The sequence below is a fragment of the Phyllobacterium sp. 22552 genome (genome assembly GCF_052044585.1).
Taxonomy (GTDB): Bacteria; Pseudomonadota; Alphaproteobacteria; order Rhizobiales; family Rhizobiaceae; genus Phyllobacterium; species Phyllobacterium ifriqiyense.
Genome location: NZ_JBQENG010000009.1, coordinates 97,510 through 112,838, shown reverse-complemented (window position 1 = coordinate 112,838; position 15,329 = coordinate 97,510). Strand labels below are relative to the sequence as shown.

The window sequence follows — 15,329 nt, the reverse complement described above, 5'->3', positions numbered from 1 at the left end:
AGAGCGGGCATTGTCCGCTCTTCGTTTTTGCCAAGGGGACTTTATGTTCAGACCTTTACAGCCCATCGGGGCGCAAGCGCGGATACTTCTGGGTATTCTGTTTTTCATTCTCTTTGTCGGTGGCTGGTCTTTTGCGACTTTCGGCGGCTTTGTATCCAGCACCTTTCTTGCAGACCCTCTGACCATGGTGAATGATGGCTGGATTTTGCTGTCGGAGCAGAACTTTCTCTATGATATCGGAATGACGATCTGGCGTGTTGTTGGCGGCTTCATCATCGCTGCCATTATCGCCGTGCCGCTTGGCATTGCGATGGGAGCTTACAAACCGATCGAAGCCCTCCTTGAGCCATTTGTATCCTTCGCGCGTTATCTCCCTGCATCGGCATTTATTCCGCTTCTCATTTTGTGGGCGGGTATCGGCGAATTGCAAAAGCTGCTGGTGATTTTCATCGGTGCCGTTTTTCAAATCATTCTCATGGTTGCCGTTGCCGTTGCCAATACAAGGCGAGACCTGGTGGAAGCGGCCTATACACTCGGCGCCAATGACCGGGGTGTGGTCAAGCGCGTGCTTATTCCTGCCAATGCCCCGGACGTGGCTGAGACATTGCGGCTGGTTCTGGGCTGGGCGTGGACCTATGTCATCGTGGCTGAAATGATCGGCGCATCCTCCGGTATCGGGTATATGATCATCAACAGTCAGGCGCTGCTCGCTACAGGTCAGATTATTTTCGGCATTATTGTTATCGGCATTATCGGTTTGATTTCAGATTTCCTGTTCAAGTCGGTCAATCGCCGCCTTTTTGCATGGAGGCTCGCATGAGCACGCTCATCATTAAAGGCGTGAGCCGTGTCTTTCCGGGTGTTCGCGGCGGGCAGCCTGTGCAGGCGCTGCAACCGACGGATTTGACTGTTCCGCACAATGATTTCGTGTCCATCCTCGGACCATCCGGCTGCGGAAAATCCACGCTGTTACGTATTGTTGCGGGGCTTGACCGGCCGACCACGGGCACGGTCACGCTTGATGGCAAAGAGGTGAAAGGTCCAGGCGCAGATCGCGGTGTCGTGTTCCAGTCCTATACGCTGTTTCCATGGCTGACGATCGAACAGAATATTGGTTTCGGCCTGACAGAACGCGGCGTCGGCGCAAAGGAAAAAGCTGAAATTGTCGCCTCTTACATCGACAAGGTGGGACTTAAAGGATTTGAAAACCATTGGCCAAAGCAATTGTCCGGTGGCATGCAGCAGCGCACGGCAATTGCCCGCGCCTTGGCGAATGATCCGAAAATACTACTTCTGGATGAGCCTTTCGGAGCGCTGGATAACCAGACGCGAGGCTTGATGCAGGAACTGCTGCTCAGTATTTGGGAGCGGGAACAAAAGACAGTTATCTTTGTCACGCACGATATTGAAGAAGCGATTTTTCTGGCGTCACGCGTGGTTACGATGTCAGCGCGGCCGGGCCGTATCAAGTCGATCACGCCGGTACCGCTGGGACATCCGCGCCATTACACGGTTAAAGCCGCACCCGAGTTTGCCCGGATACGGCTTCAATTGACCGAGGAAATTCGCAGCGAGGCTATACTCGCTGCCGTTTCTCATTAATCAAATCAGGCTGTTCGTTTGAACATGCGGGCAACAGCGATAAGAATACAGGCGCCAATAAAGCCAGCAATCAAATAGCCCAGCCAGCCTGTAAGGACGACGCCGACCATGGAAAGGATTGCGTTGGCGATTATCGCGCCCACGATCCCGAGTATGATGTTCATGATGACGCCCATGTTGCTCTTCATGAACATCTCTGCAAGCCAGCCCGCAACGCCACCAATGATGATTGCTGCGATCCACCCGATTCCGGCACTTTCCATAATACTCTCCATTTCGTTCATTCCAGATCGTTAATCCGGAAGTGAGTTATTGGTTCCAAGCTCGCGACAGAATTTGCGCCTTATCATGCCTAGAAATTCCGCACCTGCCTAAAAATGTATCAACGTGGCGATTGGTAAAAGCGGTTTTTCTGAGCCGTCAGCATAGCAATGGCAGCTTCAAACTGCAAAAAGCACCGCTAAAAATATCCGGCTAATATGTTTTTCAAATTTTTGCGATCCGGCTGAGCGAATTGGCACGCTGTTTGCATTGTCAATTCTATCTGCGAACTGCGCTCCACGATGCAGGCCTCGCAACCGGTCTGCACAATAAAATATGAGAGAAACGGAATGGCAAAATATAAACTCGAATATATCTGGCTCGACGGTTATGTCCCTTCGCCAAATCTTCGCGGTAAGACGCTGATCAAGGAATTCGACGTATTTCCGACGCTGGAACAATTGCCGCTTTGGGGCTTCGATGGAAGCTCGACAATGCAGGCAGAGGGCAAAAGCTCGGATTGCGTATTGAAGCCTGTTTCTCTTTATCCGGACAGTGAACGCAAGAATGGCGTTCTCGTCATGTGCGAAGTCATGATGCCCGATGGCAAGACACCGCATCCTTCCAACACCCGCGCAACTGTTCTTGATGATGACGGCGCATGGTTCGGCTTCGAACAAGAATATTTCTTCTACAAGAACGGCCGCCCGCTCGGCTTCCCTGAGACAGGTTTTCCTGCGCCGCAGGGCCCATATTATACAGGCGTTGGCTACAGCAATGTTGGCGATATCGCCCGCAAGATCGTCGAAGAGCATCTCGATATCTGCCTGAATGCCGGCATCAACCATGAAGGCATCAATGCTGAAGTGGCAAAAGGCCAGTGGGAATTCCAGATTTTCGGAAAAGGTTCCAAGAAGGCTGCCGATGAGGTCTGGATTGCACGCTATCTCCTGCAGCGCCTGACTGAAAAATACGGCATCGATATCGAATATCATTGCAAGCCGCTCGGCGATACTGATTGGAATGGTTCGGGCATGCATGCCAACTTCTCCACCACCTATATGCGTGAAGTCGGCGGCAAGGATTACTTCGAAAAGGTCATGGCGGCATTTGAGCAGAATTGCGCTGCCCATATCGCCGTATATGGACCGGACAATCATATGCGCCTTACCGGCAAGCATGAAACCCAGTCGATCCACCAGTTCAGCTACGGCATTGCTGATCGCGGTGCATCAATCCGCGTTCCGCACAGCTTTGTAAACAATGGCTATCGCGGTTATCTTGAAGATCGCCGTCCGAATTCGCAGGGCGACCCCTACCAGATCGCGTCGCAAATCCTGCGGACAATTTCTGAAGTGCCGGAAGATGCGGAAGAAGTTCTCGCCGCTTGATCTTGTTTGAATAGTTTGGAATGGCGCGGGCACCAGCCTGCGCCATTTTCTATTGGTGATGCGCCGCATTCAGCCGTTTACCGGTTTCCCCCCGATAAATTTACGCCTGCCCTGTTGACCTCAATAGGTGGGCTGGGTTCTTATAAGAGTGTTCCGGTTCTCCCGTGCTGCAAAGCCGGGAGCTAAGAGGGAAGCCGGTGAAGTGATATTCACCAATGCCGGCGCTGCCCCCGCAACTGTAAACAGCGAGTTGCTGTCGCTTGAATTCGTTCAGGCAAAAGGTCACTGGGATTTCCCGGGAAGGCCAGACAGTAATACTGACCTGTGAGCCAGGAGACCTGCCGAAACATGATGAACGTCCACGGGCGGGGTGTCCCGGTGTGTCGCTTGCAATGGTTTGCCGCAGGCTGACTATCTGCAATCTTCGCGCTTGACCCTTGTTCCCAACAATCGGGGTTAAGCATGATACTCGGCGCCAGTACAAATCAATATAACAACCCACAATCGGTCAACGCGGCAACTGTGCCGGAAGACGTGTTTTTTGCCTGGCTGCTTTCCCGGCCTCGCGGCACCAATATCGTTGCAGCTGCAAGTCAGGAGATTATAAAGCTTGAGGCCTTTGCCGGAAAACATGCGGGGGCAAAACGCCTCCACGAACTGTTCTGTGCTTTGATCGAAGAGAGTCAAAGGCCGGAACTATCGTCGGCCTCGCGTGTGCCCCAGTGAAACGCAAATTGCTCATCATCGGAATTGGCGCGGGCAACCCAGACTACGTGACCATACAGGCAGTCAATGCGCTCAATCAGGTCGATGTGTTTTTCATTCCCGATAAGGGAGCTGAGAAAGAGCAGCTGTCCCGGATCCGTCGGGAAATTTGCGAGCGGTTCATCACCGCCCCAGACTACCGCATGGTGGATTTTGAAACGCCGCTGCGCGAGAAACCGTCCTCGACCTATCGAACAAGTGTCACGGATTGGCACGACAAAATGGAAGCGACCTATGCGCACCTGCTTATGGAGGAGCTTGGCGATGATGAGTGTGGTGCTTTCCTCGTATGGGGTGATCCATCGCTTTATGACAGCACGATCCGCATTCTCGACAGACTTAACGCAAAGGGCAATTTCGAACTGGACTATGATGTCATTCCCGGCATTAGCAGCATTCAGGCGCTCACGGCAAAGCATAAGGTTGTGCTCAATCGAATCGGCGAGTCCATTACGATAACCACAGGGCGCAAGCTTGCCGAAGGTTTTCCGAACAATTCGGAAAGCGTGATTGTGATGCTCGATGGCGAGGGCGCGTTCAAGGCAATTGATGAAGATGTCGATATTTATTGGGGTGCTTACATAGGAACGGAAGACGAGATTCTCATGTCCGGCAAGCTGCGCGATGTCGTTGACGATATTGAGCGGTTGCGAAATGTTGCGCGCGCGCAAAAGGGCTGGATCATGGATACATATTTGCTGAAAAGGTCATATGACGAGATTGGAGAATAGCTGCGATTATAACCGGGGGCGTTTTGGACCTACGCCCTTAAATCGCGGCGGTAGAGCAGCCCCGGTTGCCGCCATCAATAGGTGACTTGACGTAGGCGAGAACAGGCGTCACCCTGTACATGGACTTCGGAGGAGGACCATGGGAACGCAGGATGACGGCTTACATGCCGAGCATATCCAATCTGCCGTGACAGGTGACGCTGCTGCGCAGTCAGCGGTTGTTGCATCGTGGGGGCGTTCAATGCGTCTCTACGGCTTGAAGCCTGATGAGGGCACGCCGCCAAACATGCTGACCGATCAGGAATTGCGTGAAGCGCGTGAAGAGCTGGGATCTCTCATAGAAACCGCAGAAATCGCACTCGACCGGCTTTATTCGGCGGTGGGTGGTGCGGGATGTTGCGTCCTTTTAGCGGACAAGAATGGTGTTCCAGTCGATCGCCGGGGCTATGAGGGCGATGATGCCACCTTTTGCAAGGCGGGACTTTGGACGGGAGCAGTCTGGAGCGAAGAGTGCGAGGGCACCAATGGCATTGGCACAGCGCTGGCTGAACAACGTGCCCTGACGATCCACCGCGACCAGCATTTCCGCAGTCGCAACACAGCGCTTTCTTGTACTGTGGCACCGATTTTCGATCATCGCGGGCGGCTGATGGCAGCGATTGACGTATCGTCGGCACGTTCCGATCTGACCGAGGGCTTTGTCAAACTCATTGCCATGGCTGTGGTGGATGCCGCCCGGCGGGTGGAAGCGGAAAATTTCCGATTGGCCTTTCCCAAAGCGCGCATCGTCATGGCACAGGGTAGCGAACGCGGCCATGACCGGGCTTTGAACGCATTAATTGCAGTGGACGAAGACGATCTTGTGGTTGGCGCATCGCGTTCGGCGCGTGCACTTCTCGGGCTGACTGACGAAAGCCTGAGCAGCCCATTACCTGCGGCGAATCTGCTCGGGCAGGATACCGATGCGGAACGAGGATTTGCAGCCGCCGAACGCAGCGTGATCCAGCGAGTTCTGCGAAAAGCAGATGGCAATGTTTCCATTGCCGCGAACATGATGGGCATGAGCAGAGCTACCCTGCATCGCAAGCTTAAACGGCTTGGCTTGAACTGAGACTTTCATGTGTCTCAATATTGCGACAAATCCTGCATTCGCTTTGCCTGCCAGGGATGACACTCAAGCTGTAAAGCGCGATCCTCTGAATATGCCGCGAGGAGGCGGTGTGGAAATCGTGCAATGCGTCCGGTCCTTACCCTGACGCGTTGCTTCAGGGAGGAAGTTCAATGAACAAGGTAGAATTCAACCGAACCGTCAAACCCAACTTCAAGAAACGCTACGGCAACTTCATTGGCGGGAAATTCGTCGAGCCGAAGGCAGGCCGTTACTTCGAGAATACATCGCCGGTCAACGGGCAGGTGCTGTGCGAAATTGCCCGGTCTGATGCCAGCGATGTGGAGGCCGCGTTGGACGCCGCTCATGCTGCAAAGGATGCCTGGGGCCGGACAAGTGCCGCTGAGCGCAGCGTCATGCTCAACAAGATTGCACAGGTAATGGAAGATAATCTTGCTATGTTGGCGCAGGCTGAAACCTGGGACAATGGCAAACCAATCCGCGAAACGACGGCAGCCGACATGCCGCTTGCAATCGACCACTTCCGCTATTTTGCCGGTGCCATCCGTGCGCAGGAAGGCGGAATTTCAGAGATTGACCACGATACTGTGGCCTATCACTTCCACGAACCGCTGGGTGTTGTCGGACAGATCATTCCGTGGAATTTCCCAATATTGATGGCTGTGTGGAAACTCGCCCCGGCATTGGCGGCGGGCAATTGCGTGGTGCTTAAACCTGCCGAGCAGACCCCGGCATCCATTCTGGTACTTGCGGAACTGATTGCCGATATCCTGCCGCCGGGTGTTCTCAACATCGTCAATGGTTTTGGTCTGGAAGCAGGAAAACCGCTCGCGTCGAGCCCGCGCATTGCCAAGATCGCGTTTACCGGCGAGACCACGACGGGTCGTCTGATCATGCAATATGCCAGCCAGAACCTTATTCCCGTTACGCTGGAGCTGGGCGGCAAGTCACCAAATATATTCTTCAAGGATGTGGTGGCTGAGGATGATGACTTCTTTGACAAGGCCATCGAGGGTTTCGTCATGTTTGCGCTTAACCAGGGCGAGGTCTGTACCTGCCCGAGCCGCGCGCTCATTCACGAGTCAATCTATGATCGTTTCATGGAGCGTGCCCTTAAGCGCGTGGAAGCCATCGTACAGGGCGATCCGCTTGATCCGGCGACCATGATTGGTGCGCAGGCATCCAGTGAACAGCTGGAAAAAATCCTGTCATATATGGACATTGGCAAACAGGAAGGCGCTGAGGTTCTTATCGGCGGCGAACGCAATGTTCTGTCCGGCGATCTTGCTGGGGGTTATTACGTGCATCCGACCGTGTTCAAGGGTCATAACCGGATGCGGATTTTCCAGGAAGAAATCTTTGGCCCTGTCGTTTCGGTGACGACGTTCAAAGATGATGACGAAGCCCTGTCTATCGCCAATGATACGCTTTACGGCCTCGGCGCAGGCATTTGGAGCCGTGATGCTAACAGGTGCTACCGCTTTGGCCGCGCCATTCAGGCCGGTCGCGTCTGGACCAATTGTTATCACGCCTATCCGGCTCATGCCGCGTTTGGCGGATATAAGCAATCGGGCATCGGCCGTGAAAACCACCTGAAGATGCTTGATCACTATCAGCAAACCAAGAATATGCTGGTAAGCTATAGTCCAAAGAAACTCGGCTTCTTCTAAAAACCGATGTGAATACAGCCTGACGGGCGTACCATGCCTTGTCAGGCTGAATTCTCAAATGGTTTTACTACCGATTGGTAAGCCGAGGAGAGGTTGGAGGTGTGCATGGGCCATATGGTTGAAAACAAGGTGAGCGCGACACCAGCGGCGCTCGAGTTGATTGCAACTTTGCAATCCGAATATGGCCCAATCCTGTTTCACCAGTCTGGGGGCTGTTGCGATGGCTCGTCTCCCATGTGCTATGCGCAGGGTGACTTTATCATCGGCGATAATGATGTGAAGCTTGGTGAGATTGGCGGTGCGCCGGTTTATATCAGCGCGTCGCAATATGATGTCTGGAAGCATACCGAGCTTATTATCGATGTGGTTCCCGGCCGCGGCGGAATGTTCTCGCTGGATAATGGCCGGGAAGTCCGATTTCTGACGCGATCGAAAGTTTGCGCCACTCCTAATTGAATGGGATAAGAGCCCGAAGGCGACGGTCACGCAGATAAAGACCTCCCCACATGATCAGGCCAAGATAAACGCCGAAGAACAGATGCGTAAACAGCGGATTGCCAATGCGCAATTGTGTGAGGATTGCGCCGCCGAGATAGCCTGTGAGCAGGATCGCACCCAGTATGGAAGTGCGCGGCCAGGCATAGAGAGCGGTACAGACCAAGCCCAAGATACCAAGGCCGCGCGCGAATGCCACCGTGGTTGGAAGCCCGATTTCAGCGCTTGTCTGGATAACAATATCCAGTGGTACGAGCTTGATGCCGCCATCAAAGATCATGAACAGTATAAAAATGCCGCTGAGGATACGGCCAGCCCACAGGCTCTTGCCGGAAATGTTGCCGGCATATGCGATATTTTCCATCTTCGTTCGTCCTTTTGAGTGTGATGTAGTGCCTCAAGGACGAACCATGGGTAATATCTCCTACAAGTGCTCTTAAATTTTTTTCAAAGCGTTGAAGGATGAAAATTGTGGCGGCTAATTTAAAGGAGGTGCGATGATTACGCCGGAGTTCTTTCAACGTGACGCGGTTACAGTTTCAAGAGATCTTATTGGCGCGAAGCTCTTTCTTCATGGTGTCGGCGGACGGATTGTCGAGACTGAAGCCTATACGCAAGACGACCCGGCATCGCATAGTTTCAGAGGCCCTGGCCCTTCCAACAAGGCAATGTTCGGGCCAGCGGGAAACGCCTATGTCTACCGATCATACGGCATTCATTGGTGCCTGAATATTGTCTGCCTGCCCGGCTCCGCAGTTTTGATCAGAGCATTGGAGCCTTTGCTGGGTATGGAGACGATGAGTGAGAGACGGTCAACCGACAATCCACGACTATTGTGCTCGGGGCCGGGCAGGGTTGCGCAGGCTCTCGGTGTTACCAAGTCCCACGATGGTTTGCCTATTCTGGAAGCGCCCTTTTCTCTGGAACAGCGCGCGGATCCGATTGAACTAAGCATCGGACCGCGTATCGGCATCACAAAGGGCGCGGAAACGCCTTGGCGGTTTGGCGCGAAGAGCTCCCGCTTCCTCAGCAGAAAATTTGCGGAAGGTTAAATCGGCGAAATTTATACTTCGCCGGTTTATAGCAATCATTTGAACGAGGGTGGCTGGCCGAGGTCAAATGATGGTGCGTTGCCAAGATCATTCGCTGGCGCATTGGGCAGCTCGATCTTGAAGTTCTCCATATCCACGGCCACAGCAGGATCAAGGAAATAGGTCACCATGCCGGGGAAGGCAATGAGGAGGCCAACCAGAATCAATTGCAGCACCAGCCATGGGATTGCGCCCATATAAATATCGCTGGTCTTGATTGATTTGGGTGCAATACCTCGCAGGTAGAACAGTGCAAAGCCGAATGGCGGGTGCATGAAGCTGGTCTGCATGTTGGCGCAGATCATGACGCCGAACCAGATCAGATCGATGCCCAATGCGCTGGCGGCGGGGGCCAAAAGCGGAATAATGATGAAGGCGATTTCAAAGAAATCCAGGAAAAACGCGATGACGAAGATAAAGATATTGACGAAGATGAGGAAGCCGACAACACCGCCAGGCAAGGATGTCAGCATACCTTCGATCCAGTGACTGCCGCCCACACCCTGGAAAACCAGGCTGAAAACGCGCGCGCCGAGAAGGATGAAGACAACCATGGCGGTTAGCCGCATGGTCATGGTCATTGCTTCATAGACGAGTTTCCATGTGAGGCGGCTGTTCAGCCAAGCCATGAGCATGGCGCCAACAACGCCCATCGCGCCAGCTTCTGTCGGTGTAGCAAGGCCCATGAAAATGGTGCCGAGAACGATGAAGATAAGGGCGAGCGAGGGGATCATGCCGCGTGCACAACGAACAAATAGCGGCCAGCCGCGCAGGGTGCGAGCTTCCGGAGGAAGTGCGGGAACGTAATGTGGCTTGATAATGCTGAGGATGAATACCCAACCGGCAAACAACAGAACCTGAACGATGCTGGCGCCGGTTGCGCCGATATACATGTCACCCGGCGACTTGCCGAGCTGGTCAGCAAGAACGATCAGGACGAGCGACGGTGGAATGAGCTGTGTTATTGTTCCGGATGCCGCGATGACACCCGTGGCGTGCCGGATATTATAGCCGTATTTTGCCATGACAGGCAGCGATATGAGGCCCATGGCGATGACAGAGGCAGCCACCGTGCCGGTGATTGCGCCAAGGATGGCGCCGACAAGGATGACTGCATAGGAAAGGCCGCCGCGTACGCCGCCGAATAATTGTCCGAAACCATCGAGCAAATCTTCGGCAAGGCCGCATCGTTCGAGAATCACGCCCATGAAGGTAAAGAACGGGATAGCGAGGAGCAACTCATTGGAGAGCACCGAAAACATCTGATAGGTCAGGTTTCCAAGGAAGTCCGGACCGATAGCCCCCATCTCGATGGCGATGAACCCGAAAAACAGGCCAACAGCTGCAAGAGAGAAGGCGGCAGGATAGCCGATCACCATAAAGATGATCAGCCCGAAGAACATCAACGGGGCAAGATTATCAGCAAAAAATGTTATCATTGAACAGGCTTCTCGTAGGCGAATTCACGCACGTAATCGGATGTGAGGGCGAGATAGCATTTGATTATTTCCGAGATGCCCTGAAGGCCCACGAGCGCAAATCCTACGGGCAGGCTGAGCTTGACCGGCCAAAGTGGCAGGCCGCCCGAATTTGACGATGCTTCATTGGTGACCCATGAAAGAACGAACCACGGCCAGGTGAAGTAGATCATCAAGGCGCAGATCGGCAGCAAAAAGAAGATCCCACCGAGAAGATCGATCCATGTTCTGGTTCTTTCGCTGACCGAACCATAAACGAGGTCGACGCGGACATGTTCATTCAGTTTGAAGGTCCAAGCGCCGCCTAACATGACCATTCCGGCAAAAAGGTACCATTGTGCCTCGGAAAGCGAATTGGAATTGCGTCCATAAACGCCCAGAATTCCGCGGAAAAGCCCGGCACCGCCCACATTCTGTTCCAGCCAGATCAGGCCTCCGATGCTGTAGCGCAAGAAGGCATTAAACGCACAAACCAATGAGGCAAAGAGAACGAAATAAATCGCAACAATACCTATCCGACGACTGAGTTCGTCGATCCAACCGGTGACAGTCAGCAACGGTGACATTCAGGCCCCTCCCATATCAGTTACGCAGATCCTCGAATTTGCTGCGCTATCGCCGCCCACAGTTCCTTTGCGGATATCAGTGGGGCTTTTGCGGAGTACAGAGTTAACCCATGGATTTGAACGATGCAATGACGGAATCCGTGCGTTTCGATCAGCCAGCAGCGTTGACGGCCATTTCGGCCCGCGTTCCCTTATCGCGTGCAGTGTAATCTATTTTAGTACCGAGACTTGCAGCCATGGCCTTGACGATGCGGGTGCCAAGTCCAGTGCCCTTTGGCTGGTCGCCTTGTTTCAAGCCAACGCCATCATCTTCGACAGCCAGCACTGCCTTGTCGTCTCCGGAGCGAAGAAACGATATTCTGATCTCACCGTCATTGGTTCCGGGATACGCGTATTTATAGGCATTTGTGACCAGTTCCGTTACCACCATACCGACAGATACAGCCTGATCCGACGAAAGCCGGATGTCTTGCACATCGAGCGAAATCACTAGTTTACGATCAGCGTGTTCCAACGAACTGCGAAGTTCCGAGGTGAGGCTAGCGAGGTATTTGTCCATCTCGACCTGACGCACGTCATCGGAACTGTAGAGACTGCGATGCATCCCGCCAATGGCCGTGATGCGTGCTTGCGCCTCGGTCAGCGCGTGCTTGACTTCCTCATTGTCGATGCTTGAAATTTGCAGTCGTATCAGGGCCGCAACGAGAGCAAGGCTGTTGCCAACACGATGATTGACCTCGGCAAGCAGTACCTCGGCACGTTCCTTGCCGCGTAGAATTTCCATATCGGCCCGCTCACGGTCACGGCGTAATTCCGCAGTTGCAATAGCCTGCGCTACAGCGCTTTCAAGCAAGGGCATAAACTCTTCGCCGACTGTCTTTATGACATAATCGGCAGCGCCCGCCTTCAGGGCATCAACGGCGATCTTCGCTTCACTCGACCCTGTCACGTAAACAACAGGAACAGTTATCCCGTTCTCGCGCAGTATTTTCAGAAATTCGGTGCCAGTCGTGGTTTGCAAATAATGATCAAGGACAATGACGTCGATGTCGCCCTGGCCGAGTATTTCCAGCCCGGTAGCAACATTATCGGCATGAACGATCTCGAAACCCGAACGACCCAGCGCTTTTTGCACCAGACGAACGAGCGCTGGATCATCATCAACATAGAGAATTTTGCCCGGCATGATTTTCGGATCGATCAAGGAATTTGCATGACGGAGAAGAATAGACCCAACTGCCGGATGGCATTGGCAAAACTGTCATATTCAACTGGTTTGGTTATATAGACATTCGCCCCGAGGTCGTAACAGCGTTGGATCTCGCCTTCATCATCGGTTGTCGTCAAAATAACCACGGGCAACCGCTTGGTATGCGGATTGCTCTTTATTTTCTCCAGAATATCAATGCCAGACATATCGGGCAGGTTGAGATCCAGCAGGATAAGAAGATAATTATTCTTGTTTCCTTCGCCGGTACGTTCCTTGCCCAAAATGAAATCGAGCGCGGAATTGCCGTCGGAAAAGGGAACAATCGGATTGTTGACGCCAGCACGCCGAACATTCTTTTCGATGAGGCGTGCGTGACCTTCATCATCTTCGATCATAACGATAGTGACTTCTTTGCCAGTACCTTGCACGCCGCTAAACTCCTACTACTTTAGTCAAATCCGAGGGAAGCCGTAGCACAAAGGTGCTGCCTTTTCCAAATGTTGATTTTACGAAGATATCGCCGCCAAGCTTTCGGATAAGAGAGCGTACATGGGCAAGTCCGATACCTTCCCCTGGCTTGTCCTGCTGGCCCGAACGCCGGAATAGTTCGAAGACACGTTCAAGGTCGTCTTCGGAAATGCCGCGTCCATTATCGGAAACGTCTACGCGTATGAATTTGTATCCGTCATTATAGGCGCGGACTGATAATTCCAGTGGTCGGTCCGGGCTGGCATATTTAACGGCATTGTCGAACAGGTTTCCAAAAATCTGCTCAAGAGACAGCCTGTCAGTTGTGATCTTTGGCATTTTACCAGAGATATCCACCTTGCCGTCCAGTTCAGCGATCTGGTGGTTTATGCTGGCTGCGCTCACTTCCAGCAGGGCCTTGAGATCGATTGGCTCCGGCTTCAATTCACGGCGGCCATCGCGGGAGATTTTAAGGATCGCGTTGATCAACCCATCCATTTTCTTCGTTGATGACCTGATAAAGGAAATGGCTTCCGGCAAATCTTCGCTGGCTGCGATCCGTGCAAGTTTTGCGTCTTCTTCAGTCAATGGCTCGCCGTCGTTCAGAATATAGCCCTGGATTGCCTTGAGAGAGGTTTCAAGTTCGCTGGTGAAGCCCATAATATTGACGAGCGGCGCGCGCAGGTCATGGGTAACAATATAGGCAAATCGCTGGATTTCCTGATTGGCCCGAATGAGGTCTTCGGTGCGCTCATTGACGCGTTCCTCAAGGCTGGTATTGAGAAGTTCAACCTCGCGGCGTGCCGTCGACAGGTCGCGGACATGCTGGAAAATAATAAAGATCGCGCCGCCAAGTACAGCCACAATGGCTACTGCGCCCACTATTGTCGCCCGTTGCAATGCCGCGATCGCACTGGACTGCTCGTCCATTCCGCGCTGGAGATCAAGCTCAGACTCGACCATGAGCGCACTTAACAATTCCCGGATGCCGTCCATTGACCTCTGCCCGGAGCCTGCACGAACAATGCCAATGGCTTCGGCTGTCTTGCCGCTACCGGCAAGCTCCAATGTCCGGTTCATTTCTTCTGTCTTCAGCGTGATGAGCCTGTTCAACTCCGGCAGGCGGGCGGCAAATTTCGGGCTGTTTTTAACGCTTCGCCCCAGTGCCTCCTGCCGTGCGGTAAGGGTTGCCAATGCGGTTTTATAGGGGTTTAGAAAACTGTCCTCTTGAGAGAGAAGATAGCCCCGCTGACCTGTTTCGGCATCCTGCATGGTTGAGAGAAGATCGGCTGAGTTGCTGCGAATGCTGCGCGCAGCGACAACATTATCGAAGCGCTGGCGGCTTTCGGTAACCAGCCAGATCGTCGAGGCAACGATACCGAGCAGGATAAGAACCCCCACGGTGAGCATGATCAAGGTAGAGCGGGCGAAGGAAATGTTGGTCGCGGCCATTATTGTCTGCCAGTACGCTGAGGCGCCGGTTGGCACCAAGTAGGATATGCTTCAGGAATGACCGGAGAGCGGCCAGTCGTCAACCACTGAGAGCAGGGATGCTCAACTTAGAATGGGTGCTGGCTTGCTTTTCGACGCGCTGAAAATGATGTGAAGCATGACAGCGCCAAAGACAATGCTGCCGCCAATCAAGGTGCTGCTGCCCGGTATTTCTCCGAATGCGATCCATATCCAGAGCGGAGCGAGTGGCGCGTCCAGCGACCCGATAAGGGCTGTTTCAATGGGTGGAAGATGCTTGGCGCCGAGCGCGAAGAGAGCAACGCCAACCGCGGACACCATCAGTCCAAAGAGGGCGATCAGCAGCAGATTCTGATTGGATACTGCAAGAGCATCGCCAAACGGCCAGCATATGACCGAACTGAACAGGGCAGATAGACAAGTTGCAGGCATGACGGCGATATCTGGATGACGGCGGACAATAATCATGAGGACTGCCATCCCCAACGTCATGCCAAAAGCAAGAAGATCGCCGAAGAGTGTACCTTCAGTGCCCAACCCGACCATGATGACCACACCAGCGAGCGCGGCCAAGCTGGCCATTATCGCGCGGATTTCCGGCTGCTCGCCCATAACGAGCCAAGCTAGCGTCGCCGCGCAGAAAGGAATTGTCGCGTAGATTACCGCCACATGGGCAACGGTGGTTTCCTTGAGTGCATTTATAAAGAAGACCATGCAGATGCCCGACACAATTACAAAGAGCCAGCCCGGCTTGCCGATACGGAAGATTTCTTTCCAATGCTTGCCGCGCTCGGTGATCAAGATCACCACGGCAAGGCCGATAGCGCCAAATATGCCTCGCCACGACAGGATGGTCCAACTGTCCAGGGGTATGATTTGGGTGAACAATCCGGCAAGGCTCCAGGCGATTGCAGAAGCCGTTACAAATATCAGCCCCAGCCGGTATGGAGATATCATTCTTGTTGTTCCATCTGTCGTATATCCAAAACAATTAGAGCCGGG

Annotated in this window: 17 protein-coding genes and 1 riboswitch; of the genes, 9 read left to right on the top strand and 8 right to left on the bottom strand. The window is 53.4% G+C overall.

Features of this window, described 5'->3' with window-relative positions; translation table 11 throughout:
- Positions 1–43: 43 nt before the first annotated feature.
- Together ACTJI9_RS20130 and ACTJI9_RS20125 are read left to right on the top strand one after the other, a co-directional pair.
- Positions 44–820, top strand: coding sequence for an ABC transporter permease (locus tag ACTJI9_RS20130; protein ID WP_307280797.1), 777 nt, complete (start codon positions 44–46; stop codon positions 818–820).
- The gene (locus tag ACTJI9_RS20125; protein ID WP_307280793.1) at positions 817–1,602 is read left to right on the top strand and encodes an ABC transporter ATP-binding protein; all 786 of its coding nucleotides are present in this window, start codon (positions 817–819) and stop codon (positions 1,600–1,602) included. The genes ACTJI9_RS20130 and ACTJI9_RS20125 overlap by 4 nt, the downstream gene beginning before the upstream one ends.
- Positions 1,603–1,607: 5 nt before the next feature.
- Here ACTJI9_RS20125 and ACTJI9_RS20120 read toward each other — a convergent pair whose 3' ends face one another.
- Positions 1,608–1,865 (bottom strand): GlsB/YeaQ/YmgE family stress response membrane protein, encoded by a 258-nt coding sequence (locus ACTJI9_RS20120; RefSeq protein WP_115054166.1) that lies wholly within the window; start codon positions 1,863–1,865, stop codon positions 1,608–1,610.
- Between the two features lie 348 nt (positions 1,866–2,213).
- Between ACTJI9_RS20120 and ACTJI9_RS20115 the strand changes: the two genes are divergently transcribed.
- The 6 genes from ACTJI9_RS20115 (at position 2,214) to ACTJI9_RS20090 (ending at position 8,005) form a co-directional block, all read left to right on the top strand.
- Positions 2,214–3,254, top strand: a complete 1,041-nt coding sequence (locus ACTJI9_RS20115; RefSeq protein ID WP_115054167.1) for a glutamine synthetase beta-grasp domain-containing protein — start codon at positions 2,214–2,216, stop codon at positions 3,252–3,254.
- Positions 3,255–3,391: 137 nt separating this feature from the next.
- A riboswitch (cobalamin riboswitch) is annotated at positions 3,392–3,614 on the top strand.
- 102 nt (positions 3,615–3,716) lie between these two features.
- Positions 3,717–3,980 carry a hypothetical protein gene (locus ACTJI9_RS20110; protein ID WP_440810529.1) on the top strand — a complete coding sequence of 88 codons (264 nt, stop codon included), beginning with the start codon at positions 3,717–3,719 and terminating at the stop codon, positions 3,978–3,980.
- Entirely contained in the window at positions 3,977–4,750 is a 774-nt protein-coding gene (cobF, locus tag ACTJI9_RS20105) for a precorrin-6A synthase (deacetylating) (protein ID WP_440810527.1), read from the top strand. Before ACTJI9_RS20110 ends, cobF begins: the two co-directional genes overlap by 4 nt.
- Positions 4,751–4,889: 139 nt before the next feature.
- Positions 4,890–5,861, top strand: a complete 972-nt coding sequence (locus ACTJI9_RS20100; RefSeq protein WP_115054170.1) for a sigma-54-dependent Fis family transcriptional regulator — start codon at positions 4,890–4,892, stop codon at positions 5,859–5,861.
- A 170-nt stretch (positions 5,862–6,031) separates the two neighbouring features.
- Positions 6,032–7,549 (top strand): aldehyde dehydrogenase, encoded by a 1,518-nt coding sequence (gene adh, locus ACTJI9_RS20095; RefSeq protein WP_336442052.1) that lies wholly within the window; start codon positions 6,032–6,034, stop codon positions 7,547–7,549.
- A gap of 105 nt (positions 7,550–7,654) precedes the next feature.
- Positions 7,655–8,005: a DUF779 domain-containing protein gene (locus ACTJI9_RS20090; protein WP_440810524.1), complete on the top strand. Its 351-nt coding sequence runs from the start codon at positions 7,655–7,657 to the stop codon at positions 8,003–8,005.
- On the opposite strand, the gene ACTJI9_RS20085 is transcribed toward ACTJI9_RS20090, so the two are convergent.
- A complete protein-coding gene (locus ACTJI9_RS20085) occupies positions 7,998–8,408 on the bottom strand; it encodes a DoxX family protein (RefSeq protein WP_115054173.1) in 411 nt (136 codons plus the stop codon). The two genes, ACTJI9_RS20090 and ACTJI9_RS20085, sit on opposite strands and share 8 nt — an antisense overlap.
- A 133-nt stretch (positions 8,409–8,541) precedes the next feature.
- Between ACTJI9_RS20085 and ACTJI9_RS20080 the strand changes: the two genes are divergently transcribed.
- Complete coding sequence (locus tag ACTJI9_RS20080) at positions 8,542–9,096, top strand: DNA-3-methyladenine glycosylase (protein WP_307280770.1); 555 nt, start codon at positions 8,542–8,544, stop codon at positions 9,094–9,096.
- A gap of 35 nt (positions 9,097–9,131) precedes the next feature.
- Here ACTJI9_RS20080 and ACTJI9_RS20075 read toward each other — a convergent pair whose 3' ends face one another.
- The 6 genes from ACTJI9_RS20075 to ACTJI9_RS20050 form a co-directional block, all read right to left on the bottom strand.
- The gene (locus ACTJI9_RS20075) at positions 9,132–10,574 is read right to left on the bottom strand and encodes a TRAP transporter large permease (protein WP_115054175.1); all 1,443 of its coding nucleotides are present in this window, start codon (positions 10,572–10,574) and stop codon (positions 9,132–9,134) included.
- Positions 10,571–11,179 carry a TRAP transporter small permease subunit gene (locus ACTJI9_RS20070; protein ID WP_115054176.1) on the bottom strand — a complete coding sequence of 203 codons (609 nt, stop codon included), beginning with the start codon at positions 11,177–11,179 and terminating at the stop codon, positions 10,571–10,573. Before ACTJI9_RS20070 ends, ACTJI9_RS20075 begins: the two co-directional genes overlap by 4 nt.
- A gap of 151 nt (positions 11,180–11,330) precedes the next feature.
- Positions 11,331–12,383 carry a response regulator gene (locus ACTJI9_RS20065; RefSeq protein WP_307280762.1) on the bottom strand — a complete coding sequence of 351 codons (1,053 nt, stop codon included), beginning with the start codon at positions 12,381–12,383 and terminating at the stop codon, positions 11,331–11,333.
- The gene (locus ACTJI9_RS20060; RefSeq protein WP_115054177.1) at positions 12,380–12,817 is read right to left on the bottom strand and encodes a response regulator; all 438 of its coding nucleotides are present in this window, start codon (positions 12,815–12,817) and stop codon (positions 12,380–12,382) included. Before ACTJI9_RS20060 ends, ACTJI9_RS20065 begins: the two co-directional genes overlap by 4 nt.
- 4 nt (positions 12,818–12,821) lie before the next feature.
- A complete protein-coding gene (locus ACTJI9_RS20055) occupies positions 12,822–14,309 on the bottom strand; it encodes a sensor histidine kinase (protein ID WP_307280759.1) in 1,488 nt (495 codons plus the stop codon).
- Positions 14,310–14,411: 102 nt separating this feature from the next.
- The gene (locus ACTJI9_RS20050; protein ID WP_440810520.1) at positions 14,412–15,284 is read right to left on the bottom strand and encodes a DMT family transporter; all 873 of its coding nucleotides are present in this window, start codon (positions 15,282–15,284) and stop codon (positions 14,412–14,414) included.
- Between the last annotated feature and the right edge of the window lie 45 nt (positions 15,285–15,329).

Coding starts and splice junctions, on each gene's coding strand:
- ACTJI9_RS20075 (WP_115054175.1), bottom strand. CDS start 10,574: ATGATAACATTTTTTGCTGATAATCTTGCCCCGTTGATGTTCTTCGGG.
- ACTJI9_RS20080 (WP_307280770.1), top strand. CDS start 8,542: ATGATTACGCCGGAGTTCTTTCAACGTGACGCGGTTACAGTTTCAAGA.
- ACTJI9_RS20070 (WP_115054176.1), bottom strand. CDS start 11,179: ATGTCACCGTTGCTGACTGTCACCGGTTGGATCGACGAACTCAGTCGT.
- ACTJI9_RS20125 (WP_307280793.1), top strand. CDS start 817: ATGAGCACGCTCATCATTAAAGGCGTGAGCCGTGTCTTTCCGGGTGTT.
- ACTJI9_RS20110 (WP_440810529.1), top strand. CDS start 3,717: ATGATACTCGGCGCCAGTACAAATCAATATAACAACCCACAATCGGTC.
- adh (WP_336442052.1), top strand. CDS start 6,032: ATGAACAAGGTAGAATTCAACCGAACCGTCAAACCCAACTTCAAGAAA.
- ACTJI9_RS20055 (WP_307280759.1), bottom strand. CDS start 14,309: ATGGCCGCGACCAACATTTCCTTCGCCCGCTCTACCTTGATCATGCTC.
- ACTJI9_RS20130 (WP_307280797.1), top strand. CDS start 44: ATGTTCAGACCTTTACAGCCCATCGGGGCGCAAGCGCGGATACTTCTG.
- ACTJI9_RS20100 (WP_115054170.1), top strand. CDS start 4,890: ATGGGAACGCAGGATGACGGCTTACATGCCGAGCATATCCAATCTGCC.
- ACTJI9_RS20090 (WP_440810524.1), top strand. CDS start 7,655: ATGGGCCATATGGTTGAAAACAAGGTGAGCGCGACACCAGCGGCGCTC.
- ACTJI9_RS20120 (WP_115054166.1), bottom strand. CDS start 1,865: ATGGAAAGTGCCGGAATCGGGTGGATCGCAGCAATCATCATTGGTGGC.
- ACTJI9_RS20115 (WP_115054167.1), top strand. CDS start 2,214: ATGGCAAAATATAAACTCGAATATATCTGGCTCGACGGTTATGTCCCT.
- ACTJI9_RS20085 (WP_115054173.1), bottom strand. CDS start 8,408: ATGGAAAATATCGCATATGCCGGCAACATTTCCGGCAAGAGCCTGTGG.
- ACTJI9_RS20050 (WP_440810520.1), bottom strand. CDS start 15,284: ATGATATCTCCATACCGGCTGGGGCTGATATTTGTAACGGCTTCTGCA.